Origin of the sequence: Aeromonas sp. 55A (genome assembly GCF_051919665.1) — a bacterium.
GTDB classification, from domain to species: Bacteria; Pseudomonadota; Gammaproteobacteria; order Enterobacterales; family Aeromonadaceae; genus Aeromonas; species Aeromonas veronii.
On sequence record NZ_JBQBEH010000008.1, the window covers coordinates 4,206,514 to 4,231,330 of the forward strand.

18 protein-coding genes and 2 pseudogenes are annotated in these 24,817 nt (G+C 44.5%); 2 read left to right on the top strand and 18 right to left on the bottom strand.

Annotated elements, in window-relative coordinates:
- Positions 1-2 precede the first annotated feature (2 nt).
- Positions 3-728 (top strand): annotated as a pseudogene (locus ACTG2G_RS23235) (TolC family protein); the annotation flags it as partial.
- A gap of 80 nt (positions 729-808) precedes the next feature.
- Here ACTG2G_RS23235 and istB read toward each other — a convergent pair.
- The gene (istB, locus tag ACTG2G_RS23240; protein ID WP_059296348.1) at positions 809-1,564 is read right to left on the bottom strand and encodes an IS21-like element ISAs29 family helper ATPase IstB; all 756 of its coding nucleotides are present in this window, start codon (positions 1,562-1,564) and stop codon (positions 809-811) included.
- A gap of 14 nt (positions 1,565-1,578) precedes the next feature.
- The gene (gene istA / locus ACTG2G_RS23245) at positions 1,579-3,120 is read right to left on the bottom strand and encodes an IS21 family transposase (protein ID WP_059296349.1); all 1,542 of its coding nucleotides are present in this window, start codon (positions 3,118-3,120) and stop codon (positions 1,579-1,581) included.
- Positions 3,121-3,343: 223 nt separating this feature from the next.
- Between istA and ACTG2G_RS23250 the strand changes: the two are divergent.
- Positions 3,344-3,985, top strand: a pseudogene (locus ACTG2G_RS23250) (TolC family protein); the annotation flags it as partial.
- A gap of 537 nt (positions 3,986-4,522) precedes the next feature.
- Here ACTG2G_RS23250 and ACTG2G_RS23255 read toward each other — a convergent pair.
- The 16 genes from ACTG2G_RS23255 to wecB form a co-directional block, all read right to left on the bottom strand.
- Positions 4,523-4,933 (bottom strand): H-NS family histone-like protein, encoded by a 411-nt coding sequence (locus ACTG2G_RS23255; RefSeq protein WP_005344269.1) that lies wholly within the window; start codon positions 4,931-4,933, stop codon positions 4,523-4,525.
- Between the two features lie 720 nt (positions 4,934-5,653).
- Complete coding sequence (locus ACTG2G_RS23260) at positions 5,654-7,393, bottom strand: PglL family O-oligosaccharyltransferase (protein ID WP_335838271.1); 1,740 nt, start codon at positions 7,391-7,393, stop codon at positions 5,654-5,656.
- A 123-nt stretch (positions 7,394-7,516) separates the two neighbouring features.
- Positions 7,517-9,604, bottom strand: coding sequence for a YjbH domain-containing protein (locus tag ACTG2G_RS23265; RefSeq protein WP_335838243.1), 2,088 nt, complete (start codon positions 9,602-9,604; stop codon positions 7,517-7,519).
- Complete coding sequence (locus tag ACTG2G_RS23270) at positions 9,604-10,350, bottom strand: capsule biosynthesis GfcC family protein (protein WP_335838244.1); 747 nt, start codon at positions 10,348-10,350, stop codon at positions 9,604-9,606. Before ACTG2G_RS23270 ends, ACTG2G_RS23265 begins: the two co-directional genes overlap by 1 nt.
- Positions 10,347-11,018, bottom strand: coding sequence for a YjbF family lipoprotein (locus tag ACTG2G_RS23275; protein ID WP_335838245.1), 672 nt, complete (start codon positions 11,016-11,018; stop codon positions 10,347-10,349). Before ACTG2G_RS23275 ends, ACTG2G_RS23270 begins: the two co-directional genes overlap by 4 nt.
- 90 nt (positions 11,019-11,108) lie before the next feature.
- Positions 11,109-11,345, bottom strand: a complete 237-nt coding sequence (locus ACTG2G_RS23280) for a hypothetical protein (protein ID WP_439985138.1) — start codon at positions 11,343-11,345, stop codon at positions 11,109-11,111.
- 96 nt (positions 11,346-11,441) lie between these two features.
- Positions 11,442-12,404 (bottom strand): Wzz/FepE/Etk N-terminal domain-containing protein, encoded by a 963-nt coding sequence (locus ACTG2G_RS23285; RefSeq protein ID WP_439985139.1) that lies wholly within the window; start codon positions 12,402-12,404, stop codon positions 11,442-11,444.
- A 72-nt stretch (positions 12,405-12,476) separates the two neighbouring features.
- The gene (locus tag ACTG2G_RS23290) at positions 12,477-15,104 is read right to left on the bottom strand and encodes an SLBB domain-containing protein (protein ID WP_439985140.1); all 2,628 of its coding nucleotides are present in this window, start codon (positions 15,102-15,104) and stop codon (positions 12,477-12,479) included.
- A 143-nt stretch (positions 15,105-15,247) separates the two neighbouring features.
- Positions 15,248-16,303 (bottom strand): DUF1972 domain-containing protein, encoded by a 1,056-nt coding sequence (locus ACTG2G_RS23295; RefSeq protein WP_439985141.1) that lies wholly within the window; start codon positions 16,301-16,303, stop codon positions 15,248-15,250.
- Between the two features lie 368 nt (positions 16,304-16,671).
- A complete protein-coding gene (locus ACTG2G_RS23300; protein ID WP_439985142.1) occupies positions 16,672-17,787 on the bottom strand; it encodes a glycosyltransferase family 4 protein in 1,116 nt (371 codons plus the stop codon).
- A gap of 3 nt (positions 17,788-17,790) precedes the next feature.
- Positions 17,791-19,023, bottom strand: a complete 1,233-nt coding sequence (locus tag ACTG2G_RS23305; RefSeq protein ID WP_439985143.1) for an O-antigen polymerase — start codon at positions 19,021-19,023, stop codon at positions 17,791-17,793.
- Between the two features lie 251 nt (positions 19,024-19,274).
- On the bottom strand, positions 19,275-19,922 hold the full coding sequence (locus ACTG2G_RS23310) for a glycosyltransferase (RefSeq protein ID WP_439985885.1): 648 nt from the start codon (positions 19,920-19,922) through the stop codon (positions 19,275-19,277).
- A complete protein-coding gene (locus tag ACTG2G_RS23315) occupies positions 19,919-21,121 on the bottom strand; it encodes a Coenzyme F420 hydrogenase/dehydrogenase, beta subunit C-terminal domain (protein WP_439985145.1) in 1,203 nt (400 codons plus the stop codon). Before ACTG2G_RS23315 ends, ACTG2G_RS23310 begins: the two co-directional genes overlap by 4 nt.
- A 4-nt stretch (positions 21,122-21,125) precedes the next feature.
- Complete coding sequence (locus ACTG2G_RS23320) at positions 21,126-22,304, bottom strand: polysaccharide pyruvyl transferase family protein (protein ID WP_439985146.1); 1,179 nt, start codon at positions 22,302-22,304, stop codon at positions 21,126-21,128.
- The gene (locus tag ACTG2G_RS23325; RefSeq protein WP_439985147.1) at positions 22,301-23,470 is read right to left on the bottom strand and encodes a hypothetical protein; all 1,170 of its coding nucleotides are present in this window, start codon (positions 23,468-23,470) and stop codon (positions 22,301-22,303) included. The genes ACTG2G_RS23320 and ACTG2G_RS23325 overlap by 4 nt, the downstream gene beginning before the upstream one ends.
- Positions 23,467-24,588 (bottom strand): non-hydrolyzing UDP-N-acetylglucosamine 2-epimerase, encoded by a 1,122-nt coding sequence (gene wecB / locus ACTG2G_RS23330; protein WP_439985148.1) that lies wholly within the window; start codon positions 24,586-24,588, stop codon positions 23,467-23,469. Before wecB ends, ACTG2G_RS23325 begins: the two co-directional genes overlap by 4 nt.
- Between the last annotated feature and the right edge of the window lie 229 nt (positions 24,589-24,817).

Here is a 24,817-nt window from a genome sequence, read left to right on the forward strand (position 1 = left end):
CAATGCACAAACTCTCCTGGCTGGCTCTCTCTATGGCCCTCAGCGGCTGTAGTCAGCACAGCACCTATCAAAGACCCGAGCTGGCGATCGCCCCCACATGGCAACAAGCAGAGGGCGCCCAACTGGCTGCGCAGGCTGGCCCCTGGTGGCGGGAATTTCATGATCCCCAACTCGACAAATTGGTCGAGGCGGTTCTAGCCGCCAACCCGGACATGCATGTGGCGGCCCTCAAGCTCAAAAGCGCCAGACTGGGCGCCGAGCAGGCCGATACCAACCTCACCCCCTCGGTCAATGGCACTATCGCAGCCAGTGGCAACAAGGATCTGAAAACCGGCAAAGACACCAACAGTCTGGGTCCCTCGCTGAGCCTCAGTTACGAAGTGGATTTGTGGGGCAAGCTTGCCTCGGTGCGGGATCAGGCAAGCTGGGAGGCGGCGGCAAGCGAGCAGGATCTCGCCAGCACCCGACTGCTGCTGATCGGCAATACCCTGGAGCAGTATTGGCAGCTCGGCTATCTCGGCTCTGCCATCACCCTTGGGGAACAGCAGCTGGCCAACCTGACCCGTACCGAGCAGCTGACCCAGACCAAATACCAGGCTGGCGCCATTACCCGACTCGATCTGGCGCAGGCACGCCAGCAACTGGCAGGCAAGCAGGCTGAGCTGGCCTCCCTCAAAGCGCAGCAGGAACAGGCTCGCAATGCCCTGCGTCTGTTGCTGGGCCGCAGCTGCGTATTCCGGCGAAGTTGAACAGCCATTCCGGCCAACGTGAACACCCTGATCCTTAACGCGCTCACGTCATCCCGTTTCTAACTCGACTGTTCAGATTGGGTCAACTCACTTCTCCTCTTTCTCATCGATTCTCCCTTCAGTGACAGCCGGTGAGCGTTGTGCATCAGCCGGTCCAGGATCGCATCTGCCAGGGTGTTGTCACCCAAGCTCGCGTACCACTCTTCAGTTGGCAGCTGACTGACTACTACCGTCGAGTATTTCCCGTACCGATCATCCATGATCTCCAGCAGGGCGTTGCGCTGCTCGGCATTCACCGCTTCCAGTCCCCAGTCATCGAGGACCAGTAGCTCTATCCTGGCCAGTTGACCCAGCAGTCTGGCGTAACTGCCATCTACCTTGGCCTGGCTCAGCTCAAGTAGCAGACGCGGCAGCCGGTAGTAACGAGTGCTATGCCCTTGCTGACAGGCTTGGTAGCCCAGCGCACAAGCCAGGTAGGTTTTTCCACAGCCACAGGGGCCGGTAATGAGCAGGTTCTGGCCTCGGCGCAGCCACTCTCCTTGGGCCAGGTTTGCAACCTGTGACCGCTCCAGGTTGCGTGCAGACTGGTAGTCCACCTCTTGCACCGTGGCTTGGAGTTTGAGCCGCGCCTGCTTGACTAGCCGAGCTTGTTTACGTTGCTCCCGGCTCAGTTGTTCGTGTTCGACCAGCAGGCTTAGACGCTCGATGAAGGGCAGCCCTTCGTAGGTACTGGCCTGTTCCAGTTGTTGTTGCACTGCATCCGCCATGCCGGTCAGTTTCAGGTTTCTCAGGCGGGTCAGGGTTTGTTGGGTCATGGGGCGTATCCTCTTTAGTGGAAGCTCTGGGGGCCACGGATGTTCTCGTGCTCTTGCGGTAACTCTGGGTAGCTCAGCGGGCTTTCGGGCAGTTGGTCGCGGCCACTGGTCAGCACCGACTTGAGCTGTTTGAGTCGCACCAGTCCTTCCCGATTAGCCAACTGACAGCAGGCCTCGACCCGTGATGGCGGATACTCCCGGCTAAGACTCAGTAGCCCCAGGCAGAGTCGGTATGCCTGCTCGACATGGGCTTTCTCTTCCAGCCGTTCGCTCACCCAGCACAAGGTGCCCGGTCCGATATCAGCAGCCCACTGCTTGAGACGGCCTGGCGTCCAGCGTTGCTGCTTGCTGTGGCGTTCCGGCATGTGCTCCGGGATCGTGCTCATCCCCGGGATGGTTTTACGCGGATGGCTCGCGACCAGCTGTTGCTGGTGATAGACCTGAAGCAAAGTGTCGCCAGCATGGAGCTCCAGTTGCTGGCCCACATACTGGTGTGGCACCGAGTAGTGGTGCTGCTCATAGCTGACGTGATAGTCGATGTTGACCTTGACCGTTTTGATGGCGACATAGCGATAGGGATGCACCGGCAGTGGTCCCAGCGCCGGGCGGTCCAACTGCTCAAACGCCTCGCGCCGGTTACCGGGCAGTTGCTTGAACGGGCGCTCGTTGAGTTCGTCCAGCAAGGCCCGGATGCACTGGTTGAGCTCGGCCAGCGAGAAAAAGGTCTGGTGGCGCAAGCGGGCGAGGATCCAGCGCTCGACGATCTGCACACCCACCTCAGCCTTGGCTTTATCCTTGGGCTTGTAAGGGCGAGCTGGCATCACTGCCACCTGATAGTGCTCGGCCAACTGCTGGTAGCTGGGGTTGAGCTCGGGATCGTATCGGCAAGCCTTGCTGACACCGCTTTTGAGGTTGTCGGGGATCAGCAGTGCAGGTGTACCGCCGAAAAACTCAAAGGCACGGACATGGCTTTGCAACCAGTCCGGCAGTGACTGTGACCAGGTAGCCTCGGCAAAGGTGTAGTTGGACGCACCAAGCACGGCGACAAAGATCTGGGCCTGACGGACCTCCCCCGTGGAGGGCGAGGCGATGGGCACCGTGGGCCCGCAGTAGTCGATAAAGAGCTTTTCCCCCGCCTTGTGGATCTGGCGCATGGAGCGCTTTTGCAACTGACACCAGGATTTGTAACGGTCGCAGAACTGGGAGTAGCTGTAACAGCTGTTGGGATAGCGCTGGGTGTACTCCTCCCAGAGCAGTTGTTTGGAGACCCCCTTACGCTTGAGCTCCTGATGGACAGAGGGCCAATCCGGTACAACATGGCGGGCCGAGATGGTGGTATCGGCCTGCGGATAGAACAGGGCCGCCAGTTGGCCATCATCAAGCTGGCTAGGTAAGGGCCAGGTCAGGCCGAGCGTCTGGGCACTTTTGAGGAGTTTCTGGATGGAGCCAACGCTGACCTTGGTGCAGCAACTTATCTGGCGAACAGAGAGGTCAGCTTCCAGCCGCAGTCGCAGCACTTCACGAATTTTACGCATTGCAATCCTCTTGGCAGACATAGGCTCTTCCCTGGCAAAAGGGAGAGCGTATCAAAGGTTGTTAAATCAATGCGTTAAGGATGATTCCGGTGAATGTGAACAGTGATTCCGGGATGTTGAACACTGTTTCCGGAAAGGAGGAGCAAAGTGTTCAGGTTGAGCCGGAATGAGCGTTCACATTGGTCCGGAAATGGTGTTCACGTTGAACCGGAATCGGTGTTCATGATCGGCCGGAATATGCAGCAGCAGCGGGCCACTGGAGTATGCACCCGCTTCCCTTGCAAAGCAGACCATTCCTGAACTTGCGGTGGGTATTCCGGCCAATGTGCTGGCACGCCGCCCCGACGTCAAAGCGGCCGAATTGCGGCTGCGCAAGACGCTGGCTAAAGGGGATGAGATCCGCACCAGCTTCTACCCCAGCCTGACCCTGACCGGCAGTGCCAGCACCGCATCCGATAGATTGGCGCAGGTGCTGCAAAATCCGGTTGGTACGCTGGGAGCCAGCCTCGCCCTCCCCTTCCTTGAATACAACCGCACCCAGCTCGCCATCGAAAGCTCAGAGCTGGATTACCAGATTGCTGAAACCGAGTTTCGCAAACAGCTCTACACCGCACTGGTGGAGGTGGAAGACAACCTGGCCGCACGCCACTATGGCCAGCAGCGACTCGATTATCTGCAGGAACAACTGAGTTATGCCCAGGAGGCCGAACGACTGGCCAAGGCTCGCTTCCAGGCGGGTGCAACCGGCGTGCAAGCCTGGCTTGATGAGCAGAACCGGCTGTGGGATGCCCAGCAGAGCCTGCTGGCCCAGCAAAAAGAGCAGCTCACCACCACTGCCAAAATCTATCGCGCCCTAGGTGGCAGCGATAGCGTGACGCCCCGATAACGCCTCCCCCCAATATTCCCCACTCTGCCTGTAGAGTGGGGAATACCATCGCCATCGACCGCACCGAATTCCCTCGCCCACACGGCATACGAACGCCATTGCTCATCATCAGGGGCAGTTACGGCAGCGCAGCCAATTACATGCATCGGCGACCCAGAATATCCCGGCTATACCTTGCGGCTATCTCTATCCCTCACGCACCCTGTGGAGATAACGATTACCGGATATTCCATCAGCAGAGAGCTCGCGGCTCTTGCCGAGCGGCTCCCCGCGAATCATGAGAGACATATCCGAAGCGCATATCTGCACGACGCATACAAATAGCGATATCACGCTGTTAATCCTGCACGACGAAATTAATCGCAAACAAAGAGTGATATTGAGCAAAGTAACAGTGAAGTGAAACGACGCTAAAAAAGGATACAAGCGAGGATGTAGATAACAATGGGGTGAAGGGGCAGATTGGATAACCACGAGTAAAACGGCAAAAATAATGCCGCTCAAAGGCGGCATTATTCAATCTCTGAACCTGACGAATTAGATCAGGAAATCGTTCAGGTCTTTACCCAGTGCTACTTGAGCAGCAATGGCTTTCGGCATACGGCCTTGACCGGTCCAGGTTTTTTCCTGGCCATCTTCTTCGTACTTGTATTTAGCCGGACGCGGAGCACGCTTGCTCTTGGCAGCGCCAGTCGCAGCAGCCGGAGCAGCGGCAGTCGCCAGCAGCTCGCGAGGATCAATACCAGCCTGCTGCAGCATTTCGGTGAATTCATTCAGCTTGCGCTGACGCTCTTCCTGTTCTGCACGCTCCTGTTCAACAGAATCGGCGCGCTCTTGGTAAACCAGGTCAAACTTCTCTTTAGCTTCCAGCAGTTGCTCAAACGGCAGCTCACGAATAGCCGCACGCAGACTGCGAATGTTCAGCAGAACTTTCAGAAACTCGTTCATTATTTCCTCACAAAAAGTCGGTTACAGGGATACCGTTTCAGAATAGCATGGACAATTCGCGAGAACATACAGTTTTTCTATATTAACGTTCTTTTTTTCTTAAATTTCACCATCAAGATCGAATGCTTGCCACTATCAATAACAAACTGGCTGGAATGCAGATCTTCTGGGTAGAGTGGTGATTACCATCTTGTGTTCAAGAAACATCAGTATTTCAAGACTCATTAATTTCCAGTTCAGCATCCAACAAAACTAAGGAAAGTGCGAACAAGTATCCCAAGAACAAAAAATGAAAATTTTAGTCATTTAATATCAATGGGTTACCAGTAAATGCTCTCGTGCCATATGACTTATTCGCACCTTCCCTAACTCTGTAACCTGCTTTATAAGCCTGAGCGAACATTTCTACCATACGTTCAACATCATGTGACAAGACTATGCCTGTCTGTTTAGCAATGAACACGTCTAGAACCTGTCCCTTCACCCGATGATGAAGGGAATACTCCCAATTCACTATCAACCCCTTCAACGCCATCGACAAAATTACATATTAATCAATTGGTTGGAATCGCCACATGACATTTCAAATATGCCTTTCATAGCCCGTTTGACAGACGCATGCGTCCGAAAACAGACTGTTCAGATACTGGTTGTCCAGAAGGGAAAAAATAAAAAAGCCAGCCGTTTTTAAGAGCTGGCTTTCTATGTATCCAAATAGCACTATTTATTTTTAGTTATATTCTTGCCTGATTGGTCAACACCGGTAATCACTGCCTGTGAAGCAGACCCAGTTAAAAGGGGCTCGGTTGGATAGAGCTTAAGTGCTTCAGCTCGCATCGCATTGGCTTCCTCTGTACGACCCAATGCATTAAGCGCGATCACCATATTGGCGTATATGTTGGCACGCGGTGTATGGCGTACGAATGCCTGCCCCCACTCCAGATAAGCTTCCAGTTCGGTCTTGTTATTTGTCTGCAAGCCCACCATCAGACGAACTGAGTTCACATCAAACTCGACTCGGGTCAACCAAGCCATGGGATTGACGATATCAAGTAGCAAGGTCGGCTCTTTATACCCACCCCGTTCATATTTGGTGACTACCCATGCGGTGTGAATTGCTGTGAGCATAAAGGGAACGACCAGCAGCGGGATAGCGATCGCCATAAATCGCAGTAACAGCCATGGGCGGCACTCCATATCCCACCATGATGAGAAACCCTGACTCGCCAGGTTGGTCTCCTCAATTTCGGTATCGATGATATAAATCAGCGTCAGCAACAGCCACCATAACACGATCGCATGGTAGAGAGGGTATTCCGTCTGGGTATGAAGCAATATTGGGGCAACCAAGGCAAGCAGCCCCATGGCATGTACCCAGCGCACACTCGCCAGACGCCATAATAATGCACCTCCCATGATCACCATGCCGACCATGGGTGCAATACCGCCCTCAACAGCCCAATAGAGAAACTCGTTGTGGGGGTGGTCGAGGTTGTAAATTACCATTCCAATATTTGGATCTACATGCCGAGCCTCTGTGTATGCGTGGAAGAATGTGGATTCAAATCCACCATACCCTATTCCCAATAACCAGTTTTGAAAGAGTAAATTCAATGTAAAAGGCCAGATATCTGACCGAGCTCCGCCAGAGAGATATTCGTTCATCCCCCGACTGACACTTGACACCCAATACTGAGAAGCTAATCCAACCACGGCCCCCAGCAAGACCAGACAGAGCATTCGTACCAATAAACGTTGACGATGCAACTGGGGTCCAAGCAGGATAAACGCCAGCAATCCCCCAAGCAGCCCCACCCGAGACTGCAGAACAATCAACAATAGACTGGCGGCGACAATCACCCCATAGCTCACCCTGCGCAACCAAACATGCTCATTGCTGCGTAGCTCCAGCCAAATAGCCAACGCAATCCCGGTGGCCATAAAGGTTGCCATCACATTTGGCTGTTGAAAGATCCCGTATGGACGATTGGCTTTGGCGTCATAGCCAATCCAGTTACCTGGCGTCAACAGATAGAACTGTACCAGACCGAGCACTGCCTCCATAGCGATCGCAATCAGGACGAGATAGAGCAATCGGTCACGCTGCAACCGATTAAATCGCCATTGGTAGAGACCGAACAAAAACAGCAGACCAGCAAACAGCCCCAGCAATCTTGGGATGGCATAATCCTTGAGAGCAAAACCTAGATAGAGCATGGGGAGCAGCATTAAGAGAGCCCCTACCCATAACGCAGCCTGTAATGAAGAAAATACCAGACGCTGGCGTAACGTCACTTGCCACAATCCCAGCCCAATAGTCAACGAGGCAAACACCCATCCCCATGCATTAAAGGGAAGATACAGTCCGGCACCGCCCGGGTTGTGCATAAAAAAGTGCATGCCCAATAGCCAATAAGTGATAAATAGTGCAGAAAAAGCACCATTTATATATTTAATCATCATGCATCCCTAGCGTAATAATTTTAGATCCCAGTATACATTAAGCAGATAATAAAAGAGCGGGCAGTTAACAACTGTCCGCTCTATCTATAGGGAAAACTCTAAGCCCTATGTCTCTGACTTCTATTGCAATTCAGTCAAATCGTAAAGACCATTTCTACGACTCAACATCTGTCCACCGTCACGAGTCAAAGGAACCCATCCAACGGTTCCTTTTGCTGTTGTTGGTTTTAGCAGCATCAAGTCGAAGGGGATCGTTATGTAGATACCTTTGGTAAAGCTACCTTCACCATACTCATCAGCAGAAACATTTGTAAATGTCGCATACCCCCCTAAAATAACGCCCGAATCAAATCGCTTTGAGAAATCGAGAGTAGTGCCTTTATCACCAGCCAAATACTGCCCCACGGCGACTTTGGCGGTGACATTACTCATGAATGGTAACTGCCAATAAGCTGTAACATGACCAGTCATTACATCGTAATCAGCCATTTTCAGAGTATTGTTCCAGTCTCGCTGTTTCACCCAGTTGGCATCAACGCCAATCGCCCAAGTCTTACCATATGGACGATAGAGAACCTCGCTGCCTACACCGGCATACATCATCTCCAAATAACCACCATAAACTTGCCCATACCAATCCCGAGAGAGTGGCTGCATATGAGTTAACTGCAAGTTGTTAAGTAATACATTTGAGGAATCAACATACTCACGAACCCAAGTTCGAACTCGTGGCAATGCCGCCCCATCAGGAGGGGGGGCTTTATAGTTGAACTCATCATAGTTATTAAGCAGATTAAAAAACAACGTCCCTTGCAAGCTGTTGTTTTCACTCATCCGCCAGTCAGCATTGGCATTGATACCGAGCTGGTACATATAGAAAGACTCTGCACCACCAAACGACTGTGTCAGATCAGGATCAAAGGAGTATGAAAAAGATTTACGTCCAGCAGCATAAATGGGTATCCCCTGAACTTCTCTGGCAGCCTGAACAGTCGATTTCTCTTGCTGCTCTTCTCCCAATACTTGCACCACGTTGGCTCGACGAACAGATTGGAGATCAATTTGGGTCTCCTGCAGATGGAAGTTTGCCTTACGCTCAATAATATTCAGGTCACGGATTGTGTTTGGCAAATGATTGGCCGCTAGAAGAGATGTTCGCTTCATCGCCTCACGTTCATCACGATACTTGCTCTGCGTACCAATGATCGTGACTGAGCCTGCCTCAGTATAAAAATCTGTGTCCTGCCACCCTGCATTATCTTTTAGCTCATTCGCCAACGTAGGCCACTTCACGTCAGCAACAGAATCTGGCACCAGGCCTGGTTGATAAACGGGTCTTGGCTGGTCAATCTGGGCAGGTTTCAGCTCGTTAAAGTTGGTCCGCATAGTCACCCCCCACATCAGGGTATTTCCCCTCTGCCAACTCAGATGGCTATCCAAGTTATCAAAAATGCGATATACCGCCCCAACATTCCACGGCGAATCTTGAGAAATATGGCCTGCAAACTCTTTACTATAGTCATTGCCATCATATTCCAGCTTCAACCTAAGTGGCTGCCATGGCGTTTGATACTCAATACCACCGAAGAGTGCTGCAGGCCCATGAAACAGGCTATCAAACTCAAACTTACCGCCATTCCCGGAGTAACTTTCATTCCTTTGACACCAAGCATCTTTGTACTCACAAAACGGGTTTTTAATATTACCGCTTTCGGCCATATTTCCCCAGCCAATACCGATAGTAAAATCAAATGAGCCATACTGTTTACTGGCAGTCAAAAACTCACCGTCAAAAAGACCAGTTCCCATCAGGTCTCTAAAGCCCATAGATACTTGTGGCAGATAGTTAGATTCTTGCCAAAGACGAAACTTAAAATCCATACCCTTATCTTTATGAGATTGACCGCCACTAAAGGTAGGATCATAACTGTATGGCATAGTCCGAGTATCTGTATACCTAAGTGTTGCCTCAAACCAATCAAATGGCTGCGCAGAGATAGACCACCGACGATATTGGTCATTATCAGCATAGTTGGCACTGAATTCGCCAGTCTTAGCCATACGAGCTGTTGGCATCTGCAACAAACCAACACCACCAAAATCACCTTGCGATGGGCCATAAGAATCAAAAATCGACTCTGTAGCGCATACTGCCCCAGAAACAACCCATGAAACAAAAAACGCAATATATTTACATTTAGGAAGCATTATTCAGGCACTCGATTAGCAAGCAAGTTAGCAATGCGAATATTGATATCTCTATATTGTGCGGGCAACACATCGGGGTTAAATCCGACAAACAGCGTCGCCCCAGCCATTGGTTCTCGATGCAGCTGATTCCAGTTAGCCACAGGAACACGACTGATAGAACTATCAGGCTGGATCAGAAATGCTTCACTTGGCTCAGCCCCAGCTAACAAGCTGTAACCCTGCCAATAGTCAGCCAAACCAGCACCAGACTGTAAAGGCTGTTTACTACGACCATTAATCAATCCTACGAAGTAGATAAAATCAGGTCTTGGAGCAACAAAAAGCGTGTAGTTTCCTTTCAGCAGAGGATTACCTTCAGGATCAACTCTACTCTTGGCAGGATCTAAAAAAACTGACAAACGACCACTGACAGGAATTCTATCCAGCTCTTGTAGTAACTGTTGGGTTGACTGGATCAATGCGCCCTGCTCCCCCCCCCTCATCCAAAAAACTTGCAGTAATTTAAGATCTTTGAGTAGGGTCTCTTTAGTTGCCTGGAGCTCTGCCATCTTTCTAGGATTAGCTATCTGTGCACTGCGCCAATAAATATCATTAGGCAGCTTGGTATTAAATAACAGGTCAGCCAGTCTAGCTCCATCATGAACTTCAATCTTGGTTACAGAATGACGTTCATAAATCACGTCTATATCGGCTTGAGCTAAGGCATAAAAAGGCATAAGACCGAGTATCAGATATTTTTTCATAAGGAGTAAGGCTTTAAGATTGTAATTTCAATTACCGGCAAGTCCGGCCCCAACTGCTGCTGGCTCTTCAGTATTCTGCCGGTACTGTGCTCAAACCAATAGTAGTTATGCCAAGATGCACGATTATGCTCAACCGTAATTAATTCATCAATCAACATAACATCATGTGTTCTATCAAGAATTATCAATTTTTCCGGCACTACAGATATAAATTCAGTCCTTATTTTATAGCCACTTAAATAGTCCTTTTCCCACTCTGCATTATATTGCCAATTCATCACGCTTGGATTAATGGTTTTATCAGGTGAGTCTGCAATTTTTTTCAATGGGTCAACCCAAGATGATTTCGTCAAATAGAGATCATTTTCCAAACCCACCGTCTTGTTCAACCGACCTGCATTGGTAACAAACAGCTTATTATCTGCGCTGACCCAACTCAAAGAACCATCGGGATCTGCAAATGCAAGCACCACCAATGCCTGTGGATTATCACCCACGCGCAGATATGCGCTTGCATAAGGCAACTCACGCACTTTCTCTGCAGTTACCACAACATCATCCACCCCCATAAAGGCGTAATGGAGCGTAGCGTAAGTATCAGAACTAGTAGTGGAACAACCACTCAAAAGTAACAATCCCAGATACATAAAAAAACGAGATGAAAACATAGACAGGTCACTCGGTGGAATTGGAAAATGATTGCAAAGTGACAAAAATAAGGCTGCCAATATGGCAGCCTTATTTCAACATCAGAAAACTTACTTCTTGGTAGAAGTTGTGGTGCTAGTACTGGTGGAGTTGTCATTTGCATTAGAAATAACAACTGCTGCCAGTGCTGCTGCACCGACACCAACGGCAACCAGAGTAGTAGTACCCACAGCCGCGGTGCCAGCTACACCAGTGGAACCTGCCGCAGTACCCGTAACTTCTTCAGCCGCAAATGCGTTTGAAGAGAGAACCAATAGAGCAGCCAGAGTCAACGCTGATTTTTTCATTACTAATTTCCTTATTTAAACATGACTTGAAGTATTAACAGGATACCTTGAAACAGACCAATTGACCAGAGTCAGTCGCTCAGATGAGCCCTTTCGTCAGCTCCGAGCCGGACGTGCGATTGCATGGCGTACCAATACAAGTATAACGCCTAGCATGCCGCCAAGCAGCGTCCCCAATACGGTAATCAACGCACGTTTGGGTTTCGCTTTTTCCTCAGCGGCAACAGCAGGATCAAGGGTTTTGAACACGTACTCCTGGTTTACTTCTGTCAACATCAAGGTTTTCGTCTGATCCTCTATCAGTTGATAGAACACCTTCTGCATATCTGCGACCGGGGTTTTCTCGAGCTGAGCTTTGAGATAGGTAATGTTACGTGTCGCATCGCTTTGATCACGCAGCTTCATGGCCTCATTGAGATCGGCGACCAACCAGTCAACCCACTGTTTGGCACGCTCCGGCGAGTAGTAATCCACCGCCACCGTAACCAGCCCCGATTTGGCATCCTGACTGATACTGGCAACATCGCGAAATGCCTTGACCAGCTCCCAGTCCGTTGGTTCAACCGACTTGCCAGGAGGCACTTCGCGCACCCACTTTTTGCTGGCCACATCATAGATCTCTTCATCAATCACCAATTCGCCAGTCGTCTTGTCCGCTTTGACTACGGCCATTAACGGCACTTCCAACTGATGTTGGCGAATAAAATGGCTGAGAAACTGGCGAGATTTCCCAATCTCGACCGCAATAGCCGTCTTGTCCGGCCCCCCACTACTGAGGTTAACCCCCGCTAAGCTGGCAAGCCCGCCAAACTGGGCTGCCATAGCAGCAAGCCCGCCGCCTTGTTGTTCAGCTGAAGGAGCAAGCAGAGCCTCGGAGCGATAAATATTTGGCAGTGAAATAGCAACCAGCACGGCAATGACCGCCCCCACCAGGGTACTGGCGGCAATCCACCACTTACCGCGCCAAAGCGCTGCAAACAATTCACGCAAATCGATCTCATCTTCCCCACCACCGCTCATCGCAACAGGCAAGGGAGGGTGTTCTTTTATCTGTGTCATAACTAGCCAAATCTCAAAAGAGCCAGGTGGCCTTTCCACCTGACTGAATGGACTATCAAATGAGGTGTGGAATTACTTGATGGCACTCCACGCGACACCCAGTTGATAGAGGATCTGGGTAGCAGAAGTCATGATGCTCAGGTTATCCAGATAATCGGAATCAACAGGCACCACGATTGTATCGCCAGGCTCCAGGTGCTTACGACCACCAAACCAGCTATCACCTGGCAACATCACACTGCCATTCGCCTTGATCACATAAATGCGGTCGGTATCTGCCTGCTTCTTGGTGCCACCAGCCCGACTCAGGTAATCGTTGACGCTCAGGCCACCATCGTAGACGTGGGAAGATGGGAACTGCACCATCCCCTGAATTGAGACCACATTTTGCAATGCGGGCACATAGAGCTTGTCGCCATCTTGCAGCATTACATCAGCCTGCTTGTCACCAGACAATATCGCCGGCATGTCGATAGTCATGCGACCGACCGCCTTGCTGTTTTCCAGCTGGTTGACGACCGTCATCGCCTCTGCAGGCGAGCTGGTGTAGTTGGCAATGCTGGATTGACGGCGCAACGTCATCGTGGCGATCTCTTGCTTGAGCTCATCACGCAACAATGCAATACGTTCAGCTTCCTGCTTGCGCAGCGTCTCGCGAGCAAACACTGCACCATTCGGGTTCGCATAAGGGGTTATACCGCCGACTCGCTGGATCAAGTCCTGTAGGCTTTCGCCACGACGAACTGTATAGGTCCCTGGATACTTCACCTCACCAAACACCTGTACGGTTGCTTCTTCACGCCACTGAGGATGAGGCAACACGTTCAAGCTATCTTTTGATTGCACCAAAGGTGAACCGATTACCCGATTTGCAGTTGCCAAATCAAGGCGCTGATTTTCAATCGCAATATCATTCCCTCGTTCGCTAATACGAGACAACTCAATCACATTCGCCTGTTCGTTAAAACCGCCCGCTGCCATGATCAAATCATGGGTACGGCTATAGGGCGTCAAGGGATAGATCCCTGGGTATTTCACCTCGCCGCGCACTTCAGCAATCTGTACCGGCTTGCCTTGTGCAGCTTGCGCTTTCAAACGTTCGAGAACGGGCGCAAGCAGAGTCTGACGAGAAACCCCCACGACTGCCTCTGTTGTGGTTGTGCCAGACACCTCCGCCAACGTCATCTTCTCTTCTTTGGCAAGCTGCGCACGGCTGACCTCAGCCCCCGTAGTGCTATCAATCACATCTACTTGTTGAGCAATACGTTGTTGCGCCTGCCGATTGATACTCGCCGAGGAGGTTCGAGTATTCGCCTGTTGTTTCAATCGGTCGGTTGCATCATTGCTAAAGACAAGTACCTGATCACGCGGTTGCAAGCGAATGTCATCTTCACCACCCGGCATTTGCAGGGCTCGACCCAGATTGAACTGCAACACTTCGATATTGCGCTGGGCATCCACTTCACGGACAACCAGGGCGTAATTCAAATCTGTGACCGAGGTCAGATCACGATCGGCACTTTGTAGAACTCGGCTGATCCGCATTCCAGGTTGGAAGCTGAATACACCTTCACGAACCACGGCACCTTTTACCACAATCGCCTGGCTATATTCGGTACTGCTCGGCTTGACCGTGACCTTATCACCATCGCGCACAACAAACTGGCGATCATGCTGACTTGCCAGATTCAAGTTGAATACCCGCATTCCGGTTTCACCATAACGGGTCACCGAAACCTCTTTGAGCGCAGCAGCCTTCATGCCGCCAGCCAACCCCAGCACATTAACTAGGGCAGCCGGGCCACTCAATTCATAAATAGCTGGGCGTTTAACCAGACCATCGATGCTCACTTCACTCCCTTTGGTAGGGATAAACACGGTGTCACCGGAACGCAAACGAATATCCTGACTGGTGTCGCCCCATACCAGCATCTTGTAGAGGTCGACATCGATCACTTTCTGCCCGGCACGCTTGACCTGGATCTTGCGCAGCGACCCCACGGTGTCGATACCACCTGCGGCTTGCAAAGCCTGGGTCACTGTCGCCATGCCATTGACGTTGTATGCACCGGGGCGATAGGCATCGCCCATCACAAAGACCTGCATGGTGCGCAAAGCACCAAAACTGATAAACGCCTCTACACCAATCTTTTGCTCCTTGATCCGGTTTTCCAGTTCAGTGCGTAGTTGCTGGAAAGTCTGACCACTGGCAGCAATAGGGCCAAGTGATGGGAAGTCGATAAAACCCTCACGACCAATCGCAAGGCTGTAATTCGCATTCTCCTTGCCATAAAGCTGAACCCGGATCTCGTCACCCGGGCCCATCACATAATCATCGGCAACCGGCATATCCACCACAGGCGCATCGGTCAATGGCTCACCAGCAAACACGCTATAGCCAAAAGGTTGTAATGCCCCCTCTTGCGTCGCACCTGCAACCAAGGGCCGCTGAGATGCCTGGCTGTAATCCACTTCGCGTGGAGCCGCCACAGGCGCAGTATTGACCGGTGTGACACTGCTTTGGCTGTTACTCCCTCCCAACTGGGATGGGTCGATACCATACTGAACAGCCAGCGCCTGCTGCTGGGCAGGAGACAGCTGTTTAAATTTGGCCATCATCTCGGGCGTAATTTGTGGCACCGCCATAAGCGGCAAGCCCACCAAAGCCAGAGAAAGAAGCAATCCCTTTTTTTTCATCATGAAAACTCGCAAAGCATCAGAAAATTCAATTATTAGGATTATTCTATCGTATCAAAATAACTCAAAAAGATCCAATAAGAACACCTAAACATTAATATACTCACCACATCAATGTTATATGTATAAGTTTAGACAAGCAAAAATCAATCTAAAAACAAGCGTTCATATTCAGATGCAACATTTATCCACTGATATTTTTTAAAAGCAATATCTTTCATTGCATCACCGAATTCAGCAATATTAAGTTCAGCATTAATCTGGTTTAATAAAGATGCCTCATCGCTAAAATACAACCCTTTATTCTCAGTTGTATATCGATTGAAAATACAATCATACGCATATATTGGCATGCCAAATTGCATAGCTTCGACCAAAGAAGGATTGGTGCCACCAGCAGAATGACCATGCACGTATCCCTTACATTGCCTTCTCATCTTATAGAGCACTGAGATATCATAGACAGGATCAACAATCTCTATATTCGCATAATGCGAAAATCTGCTTTTAAGCGCACGACCATATTCACTCACCTCCCAGTTACCAATAAAGCACAATTTCTCTCTAGATTTAGAAAAAGCAGTCAAAATCAATTCAATATTATTCTCAGGCTCTATCCGACAAAGTGAAAGATAAAAATCATCTTTGACATAATTTTCTTGGTGTTCAACTTGTAGTGCATGATCTCCACCATAAGCAATCACGTCACTGACAACACCATATTCATCCATTACATAATCAGCAATGCCCTGATTATCTGATACGACAATATCTGAAAAGCGAACTGCAAGTTTTTCCGAAAACTTTAAAAATTTTTTCGTCAGCCATCCCCACTTGTCGCGCCGCCATTCCAGCCCATCAATATTCGTAACAATACGTGACGAACTAAGCAACCGATAGATGGGCAAGAATAAACAACCTGACACCCCCAATATTAATGTGACATCAGGTTTTTTCTTAAGGCAAATTATCAGGCTTAATATATCATAAGGTATGCTAGAGACCCCATTTGCCTTGATGGGGAGATATAACAACGACGCATCTTTATAGTTTTCAGACTTTGTTTGATAAGAGTGAGAAGAGCAAAATATATGATATTTTATATTATCTGACTGATAATCGACAAGGTTTTGTACTAAAGATTCAAAACCACCATAGCAAGCAGGTATACCGACAGTACCAATTACAGCAATATTATTCATCAAAGCGAGTCCTGATTATCAATATTTAGCACCGCAAATTATTTATCTGAAAGAGTTAGTAATTTCAGAAATGGGCAATTATATCTTTGTTATGCCAAAATGTTTGTTCTTCGATAGACAGATTGTAATGGGTAGTACACTTATAAAAAGATTACATGTTATCACTGACTGCATAGAGACATGGCTAGGCATTCTGTCATCTATAACAGGACAAATACTCACCCTAGCTATTTCCCGTCCTTAGAGCTCATGTTTAGATTGTTCAAGTCATGTAAAAACATGATATCAGGGGATATCTTGGCCAACAAGAGTATATTTTATAGAGAATGTGCTATTTAAGCTGCTTGGAAGCCCCTAGAGCTTTAAATCTAATCTTTATTTTTTAACCGTAAAGCAAGTTGATATGCTTCTAATGTTTGTTGAGCAGTGTGGTGCCAAGTAAACATAGAAGTAATTCTATTTTTTAAATCAGGATTAAATTCTTTGCTCATAACTGATACAACCCCCTTCCTTATTGACTCAACATCGCCCGGTTCACAATATTCTGCGTAATCCTCAAAATAAAATTTTGTATCCCCTCGATCAGTAACCAGAATATTACAATGCATCATTGCGGCTTCAAGAGAGGATAGACCTGGAGTCTCCATCCAAGAAATTAACGCATGAGCCTTTGCTACATGATACAACTCTGCGAGTTCATCTTGATCTACATGATTAATGAACACCACATTCGTGCCAGCTTCACGAACACATTCATCATAATAGGCTTTACTATTGGGACTTGGCTTACCCACGATCACTAATTGATAGGGTAAATCTTTTACAGCCTTAATAAGGTCTAATTGACACTTTCGGATTTCAACACGAGCAGCACTAAGCAAGCAGCCTTCGAACTTCTTATATTTACCAGAGAATTTTTTTGAATGGTCGAAAACTGATGTATCAACAGCGTTAGCTACCCATAGACCGTTATATACATCAAGCTTCATATCAGAAACAACACGATCGAGCTCAGTAGGACTATTTGGTAAAAGGACATCTATATTTTTTGCAATGAATTGCTGGGAGCGATAATGACCTTTGAATAGGTAACGCAACATCCCAAAATGGAAATTACCATTAAAAATAATTCTTGCAGTAGTTTTTAGATATTCTAGCGAATATTCAGAAACATTATTAGCAATCCATTTCTGAAGGCCTCTCCTAGTTTTTCGATCACATTCATTGTAACTCCCCCAAATGGTTGAAAGTACTGTTGGAATAGAGAGATTTTTTGCTGTTATCACATGATGTAAAATATCTTGTGGATTTCTCAGGTTAAAGAAATGAATTAAATCATAGTCAATGAAATTTGGTTCACTATCATCTGCGATATCAACAATAATTCCTAGCCGCTCTAAATGTTCTTTAGTTTTCAATAACTGTATTGTATCACCACCAGGACCGGAAAAAACTGTCGGCCTTGTAATAAAGAGAACTTTCACTTTCTATAACCTCTTACTGTAGTTATAACGCCCCAAAAAACATATAAACACTAAGGATGTAGAATAAATAATCACATACAGCTTATTGAAGTTATATGTATAAATAAAAGTCAACATAGTAGTAAAAAAGTAAATATAAAAAGGGATTAAAAAAACTTTACCCTTAAAAAAAATCAAATAAAAAGTCAAACCCAACACATAAGATAAAGCTAAAGTAACTATAACACCAAAAAATCCGAAATCAAAAAAAGGAACGCCGAAGCCAGTTGCAGTAAGAACACCATAAAAATCAGATCCTAAAACATCTCTTTGAAAATCAATTAACTCATAAGCATTACCAGTAAAAAGCGAATCAAATGGCAATACAAAGGTAAAATACCCCAAGCCAAAATCAAAATCAGATATTACATACTGATTTAAAATCTCAAAGTTCATCGTAAAAGTAACATATAAATAATAAAGAGGAATCAATATAAAGGTATCACCAAAAAACCAAACTCGCTGAATATCTTCAAAAAGAGTATCACCCAAAAAAATAAAATCCCTATAGAATTTCGCTGCACCAATAAGGTATAGAAAAATGAAAATAATTAGTAAGCACTTTAAAAGTGACAATTTCAGAAAGACACTTCTAACTAGAAAGCATTGTAGAAAAAAAAATGCTATAACACCTCTGTTGCCAACTGCAAAAGATAAAATAATGTGTAATATAGAGAAAAAAACAAATAAATTAAATAAAGACTTAAACTGACCGAAATTAACTTTCCGAGACAAACATTCGAAATATAGATATAATAAAAAAGTGAGGCCTGACATTGCAATCAAATGTACATACCCAGATATAGGAAATGACATTCTTAAAATTTCAAAGTCTTTATTTAAAATAGGAATGGAGCCATATTTCCTGTAAAAAACAAAATGTTCAAACAAAAAAAACATTGTTGAAATAAAAATCAAAAAAATAACTATATATATTGCAATCCTTCTATTACTGGCATTAACCTCACCATCTTGACATACCAAAAAAGTTACAACGCCAATAGGAATTTTTTTCATCCCCCAAAGAATGCCGACAGCCAGTATAAATAGACTTAAGATGAGGTACAGACTAGTACGTTCATCAGGCAATTCTATTTGCGTACTTAATCTGAAAAGATATAATGCTGTTGTGAAACTAACTGCAAAAAAAATAAGAAATGGATTACAGAAATTTGTATGAAGTATTATTTTTTTCATTTCATCTCAACCCTTATAAATTGAAATCTCAATTTAATTTTTTTTATTTTTTAACATTCTAACTCCATAAGTAAGACCCTGAAAGAATGCCATAACACAAGTGAATGATGAATTTTTAAAAGATTTTAAAGTTGAAATTAAAAACATATTTATAAGGTACCTTGAGAGATGAAAGAAATTTATCTCAGAATGCTTCCTATATAATAAAAAAGAATTTCGAGTTGAATAAAATATTGCATTCGGTGTTCTACTTAAGGGATTCGAATCTTCTCTATAGAGTCGGTTACAACTGAAGTTAGACTATAACCTAATTTTTTTATTCTTAATGATAAATCAACCTCCTCCCAATACATAAAAAAATCATCATCGAAAAGCTTTAATTTTTCTGCTAGGTCTCTTCTTATAATAAAAAAAGCACCAGCCACATAATCCGTAACAACAAATTTTTCACCAGAGTCAGTTAATCTATATTTTTGACTTAATCCGTTTAGTTTTATTGAATCGTAAATCCTTACACCTTCAGAATTAAGTGTTCTTATCATTGACGCACCAACATTTGGATAATTTATCAGTTGCGAGCTTAATGCATTCAATGCCCTCCTACCGACTTTAATATCAGGATTTGCTATTACAATATCACCCAGAAGATTCTTTTCAATTAAATAATTTAATCCTGCATTGTTACCAGCAGCATATCCCAAGTTAGAGTCATTCTCTACAAAATGAATATCTAACTCTCGAGAATATTTATTAGCTAGATTAATTAACTCTAGAGTATCGTCCTTACTGTTTTGTATTAAAATTATTCTAAAAGGGCAGTTCTCTGATAACTTTATTGCATCAAAAAAAAACCTTACATCGTGACAACTATTCCAATTTAAAACGAATACATTTATCACATTCGCCCCTTAATTACACGAAGAAATGAACCAACAAAGACACGTAAATGTTTATATAATGTCGCATACTTTGTAGCTACAATTTTCCTTTGATTTGGCATATTAAAAATAATTAGACCACCTAATTGCTTTGCCATATAACGCACTAATATTGTTGATTTTCTTTCAAATTGTGTAACTTGTACTTTAGAGAGTTGCTCAATATCATAATCAGCAACGGTTATTATATTTTCACGAATCATTTTTGCTACTATAGATTTTCCTATCTCGCTTCTTGCAAGTACAAGACCTTGTCCATCTGACTCAGTAAATAAAGGATATCCCTTGTCGTCACAATTCCAAACGTCAGCACTAACAATATCTGCAACCTCGCCAGTACCATCAGCACAAAGTTTACATCTACTTTGTATTGTTGGTCCGAGAATTTTGCCCCAAGAACGAGAATACTCCATCGTTGTAGAAGTGCTATTCTGCACTAAAGTCGTTTTTCCCGGCCAGCCTTTACCTCTAAAAAAGAAGTTTTCAACAGGCATATCAACATTATAATTTAAAGCTTCAGCGACCCTTCTAACACCTAATCGACTCGGGGTGCCCGCACAGAAGAAACTAACAATTAATTTAACAGCATTTTTTACCTCATTATCTATTGACATTAAGTTACGCAAAGCTACGCAATCACACGGTTTACCAACAAACGCAATCCTCTTGTTAGGATTGTCGCTTAGAGTCTGCAAAAAATACTCTAATGGTGATGCCGGACTATAACGGGATCCTGTAGCTTCAAGTAAATCCTCTCTGGACCTGCTGACTTTAGATATATTCTCTAGTGGATTATGCTTATCTACACCTATCTGAATAACAATATCGACTATATTATAGTCTAATGCATAAAGTAGCGTTTGAGTAACAATGCCACCAGATGAGCCTAAATAGCGTATCTCTTTATCATTTGAATGACCGATATAGGATTGTTCAATTGGCCCCCAGATTGGGTGGCTTGAATTAGTTTTAATACTTGCCTGATTTATGCCTGGGCAAACAGTTTTGAAAATGGCCTGCTCATCTCCGTTTAACTTTTCGCTGCATACAGGGCGATTATATTCCCCCTTATTGACAACAACTTTACTAGGGAATAGAGATGAACACAGACCGCAACCTGTACATAAATCGTTTTTTAAAACTTTCTGAATCACATCCATACTATTATTTCAACACCTCTTCCAAAGCGCTTGTGTATTTTTCAGTCAACTGATTTTTTTTGTCTGTCAAACCTTGAAGCTCTAACTTGATTTGATTTCGATTATTAAAATGGTCAAGATTCATTTTTATAGCATTATTTAATGACAATTCTTTAGCTTCTAAAACATTACCATAGCCTAAAGTTGTATATAATCCCTTAAACTTGCGACTGTAAGCATAAGGCGTAACAGGTACACCACTTGAAAAGGCTGCAATTGTGGCGTGCATTCTTGCTCCAGTGAAATATTCAAAACTGCTTATATAATTTTTCACCTCAATAGGATTCGTAAATCTTGGCGCAACAATACAGCGTGGAAATAACTCAGCCACCTCGATGCATGCAGCATAGTCGTCTTCGATTTTCTGAACGGGTGAGGTAGCTATTACATGAGAAACCAAGTGTATTTCAACATTTTCAATTGATAAGAAACTTTCTATTAGCTCATTAATATAATCTTTATAGTTATGAGCCAAACCAAACTGGTTATCTCTTGTATATCCGCCATTCCAGAGTAATCCAGAAACATTAATTCCAACTTTAATCTTATCACTAACTTCACGAACCGTAGAATAAGGCATGGATAATGCTACATCAGTGCCTAGATGACAAACTCCAAATTCCTTACCAACTTGAAAACTAATATCGTCCCTTGCAAATACTAAACTTGTATTTCTGACAATGAATCTAGATACAACTTCAGCAAACTTAGATTTAAAGGGGCCAATTGTTTGGGGCGACAACACTGATTTTCGAGCAAAAATTGCATTAACTAGCTTAGTAAAGACTTGAATAAGAAAACGACGATTACCATATATATCAGAGAAACTGTCACCGGCTCCAATATCTAATACAAGATCAAAATCTTTTATCATTTTTATATAAGATTTCAACTTTATTGGGTTAGAAATCAATTCTTTGACACTGATTGTTATATGCTCAAATTCACGACCTATTTGAAGCTCTACCAGAGCCTTATTTTTCTCACTGGTGACCTCATTATCACCTATAGTAAAAAACTCAGCATCAATTCCCAAATTTCGACAAACTCGATCAACTAAAATCATATTGCCAATAGAAAGTGCTCCAACCCCCAAATTACCTGAAGATACGTTGTGCCACAAAAAACCTATTTTGACTTTCATTTAATAGCTCTCAAAAACAAAAGAATATAACCCAATAAAACTATCGCGTAATATAAAATAACACCATACACAATTATAGCGATATCTAACCCCAAAGACACCCCCATAATAATCAATGCAAAAAAGGCCAATAAACCAATTATTTGAACGAGGACCCTACTTTTAATCCTTCCTGTCACAACCATATATATCCCCAAACAACTCGATATCCATTTCAAGGATATAGGGACAAACATCAACGGCAATAAATACGAATACGCGATATACTCCTCACCTAAAACAGAAGAAATCAAATATGTATCAAATACACTTAAAAACCAGAATAAAGCTAAACTTATAAAAATAAAAAATGTTGTCCCTATAAATAGGGATTTATGTTTACCTACTTTTACTTCATTTGCTATTTCTCTAAATATAACATTCACAACAACAGCAGATAATGCACTTACCCCATTAGTAATTCGCGTATATGAACTATATATGCCAAATATTGAACTATAATACAGACTAACTAAATACCCATCCAAGACCTGCCAAATATTAGTCAATAAAAAATCGACAGTATAATTAACTTGTTTCAACAGTAATGAGGAATTCCAGGTAAAGTTAAAGCTAAAATAGCTCAACAACTTGAGCCTATAGGTTATAATAATGAAACTTACCATTCTTGAAATAAAAATACAAAACGCAAAAATAATTAAACTGCTTTTACTAAAAACAACAAAGAGACAAAAAAAAGTAAAAACTATATTATTTAATAGCGAAAATTTTAGCTCGCCCGAAAACTCACCTTTTGCCCGTATTTCAGTCAACATAAAATCATAATATCCGTTCACTATGAATGACATACCGACTAGCAACACTACATAGTCAACAGAAAATATGAAATAGATAACTAAACTAACCATGCAAATTATGGAAAATAAAAATTTTAGATAAATATTATCTTTAATTTCAGCTTCATCTGTTATTGCTACACCCCTAAAAAAACGCTGATGAACCCCCAAATCTGAAAAAAGAGTAAGCATGCTCCCAGCTAACAATGCAACACTTAACTCACCAAATAAAGTGGGTCCATAAACTCTTGCCGCTATTAAATAAACAACTGTATTAGCAACTAATCTTAACGAAAATGACAATCCCGAGTATACATAATTTTTTATCATACTAGTAAATCTAATATTCTTTTTGATGCCATTCCATCTCCATAAGGATTATGGGAAAAACTCATTGAATGATATGCTTGCGGATCATTTAGTAATTCAGACAATCCGAAAACAACTTTTTCGACTTCCGTACCAACCAACCTAACGGTACCTGCAGCAACAGCTTCGGGGCGTTCTGTTGTATCACGCATAACTAACACAGGTTTCCCCAGTGAAGGAGCCTCCTCTTGGATACCACCCGAATCGGTTAAAATAATATAGCTACGCATCATTAGATAAATAAATGGTAGGTACTCTTGAGGCTCAATCAAAATAATATTTTCGATATCACCTAAAATGCGGTTAACTGGCTCACGTACATTAGGATTTAGGTGCATTGGGTAGAGAATCTGCACATCAGTGTTGGCTTTAGCTGTGATAGCTAAAGCTTCACATATTCGTTCAAACCCACATCCAAAACTTTCACGGCGATGTCCAGTGACCAAAATTAACTTTTTAGTCTCGTCTAAATATGAGAACTGAGAGGCTAATGTAGCTTGCAGAACGCTATTTTTTTCAATCTTATCTTTTACCATAAGTAGTGCATCAATTACGGTATTTCCGGTAACGACTATGCTATCCTCGGCATAGTTTTCTTGAATCAAATTTTGCTTAGATGTTTCAGTAGGTGCAAAATGGTATTTTGCCAATGCACCAGTGAGCTTGCGATTTGCTTCTTCAGGCCATGGAGAATAAATGTTCCCTGTGCGCAAGCCTGCTTCGACATGTCCTACAGCAATTTGCTCATAATACGCCGCCAAACTAGCAGCAAAGGTAGTTGCAGTATCGCCATGTACTAACACAACATCAGGTTTAAATTCTTGTAGAACCGGTTTTATCTCAAGCAAAATACGGGCTGTAATATCATTTAATGTCTGCCCAGCCTTCATAATATTCAAATCATAATCTGGTTTAATCTCAAATAATGATAATACTTGATCTAGCATTTCACGATGCTGGGCGGTGACACAGACTTTCGCCTCAAAACGTTCATCAGCAGCTAAAGCATGTACCACAGGTGCCATCTTTATTGCTTCTGGTCGGGTACCAAATACCGTCAACACTCTCTTTTTTAACATATCAATAGCCTTTTAAATTCACTTTTAAGTACCTGTTCACCAGATTACGAAATCTGATATGCTTAAAGGATTTGAGAAAGGAACTAATTGTTCTTACTCACCAGCTTTTGATTCATCTTCACGTTGCACTTAAAACTCATTTTCCTGCCAACTTATACAATGCGATACTCACCTTATCGAACCCCAATATTTAACCGATAATACAATAAAGCACCTATCACCAAACATC

Coding starts and splice junctions, on each gene's coding strand:
- istB (WP_059296348.1), bottom strand. CDS start 1,564: ATGACCCAACAAACCCTGACCCGCCTGAGAAACCTGAAACTGACCGGC.
- istA (WP_059296349.1), bottom strand. CDS start 3,120: ATGTCTGCCAAGAGGATTGCAATGCGTAAAATTCGTGAAGTGCTGCGA.
- ACTG2G_RS23255 (WP_005344269.1), bottom strand. CDS start 4,933: ATGAACGAGTTTCTGAAAGTTCTGCTGAACATTCGCAGTCTGCGTGCG.
- ACTG2G_RS23260 (WP_335838271.1), bottom strand. CDS start 7,393: ATGATTAAATATATAAATGGTGCTTTTTCTGCACTATTTATCACTTAT.
- ACTG2G_RS23265 (WP_335838243.1), bottom strand. CDS start 9,604: ATGCTTCCTAAATGTAAATATATTGCGTTTTTTGTTTCATGGGTTGTT.
- ACTG2G_RS23270 (WP_335838244.1), bottom strand. CDS start 10,350: ATGAAAAAATATCTGATACTCGGTCTTATGCCTTTTTATGCCTTAGCT.
- ACTG2G_RS23275 (WP_335838245.1), bottom strand. CDS start 11,018: ATGTTTTCATCTCGTTTTTTTATGTATCTGGGATTGTTACTTTTGAGT.
- ACTG2G_RS23280 (WP_439985138.1), bottom strand. CDS start 11,345: ATGAAAAAATCAGCGTTGACTCTGGCTGCTCTATTGGTTCTCTCTTCA.
- ACTG2G_RS23285 (WP_439985139.1), bottom strand. CDS start 12,404: ATGACACAGATAAAAGAACACCCTCCCTTGCCTGTTGCGATGAGCGGT.
- ACTG2G_RS23290 (WP_439985140.1), bottom strand. CDS start 15,104: ATGATGAAAAAAAAGGGATTGCTTCTTTCTCTGGCTTTGGTGGGCTTG.
- ACTG2G_RS23295 (WP_439985141.1), bottom strand. CDS start 16,303: ATGAATAATATTGCTGTAATTGGTACTGTCGGTATACCTGCTTGCTAT.
- ACTG2G_RS23305 (WP_439985143.1), bottom strand. CDS start 19,023: ATGAAAAAAATAATACTTCATACAAATTTCTGTAATCCATTTCTTATT.
- ACTG2G_RS23315 (WP_439985145.1), bottom strand. CDS start 21,121: ATGGATGTGATTCAGAAAGTTTTAAAAAACGATTTATGTACAGGTTGC.
- ACTG2G_RS23320 (WP_439985146.1), bottom strand. CDS start 22,304: ATGAAAGTCAAAATAGGTTTTTTGTGGCACAACGTATCTTCAGGTAAT.
- ACTG2G_RS23325 (WP_439985147.1), bottom strand. CDS start 23,470: ATGATAAAAAATTATGTATACTCGGGATTGTCATTTTCGTTAAGATTA.
- wecB (WP_439985148.1), bottom strand. CDS start 24,588: ATGTTAAAAAAGAGAGTGTTGACGGTATTTGGTACCCGACCAGAAGCA.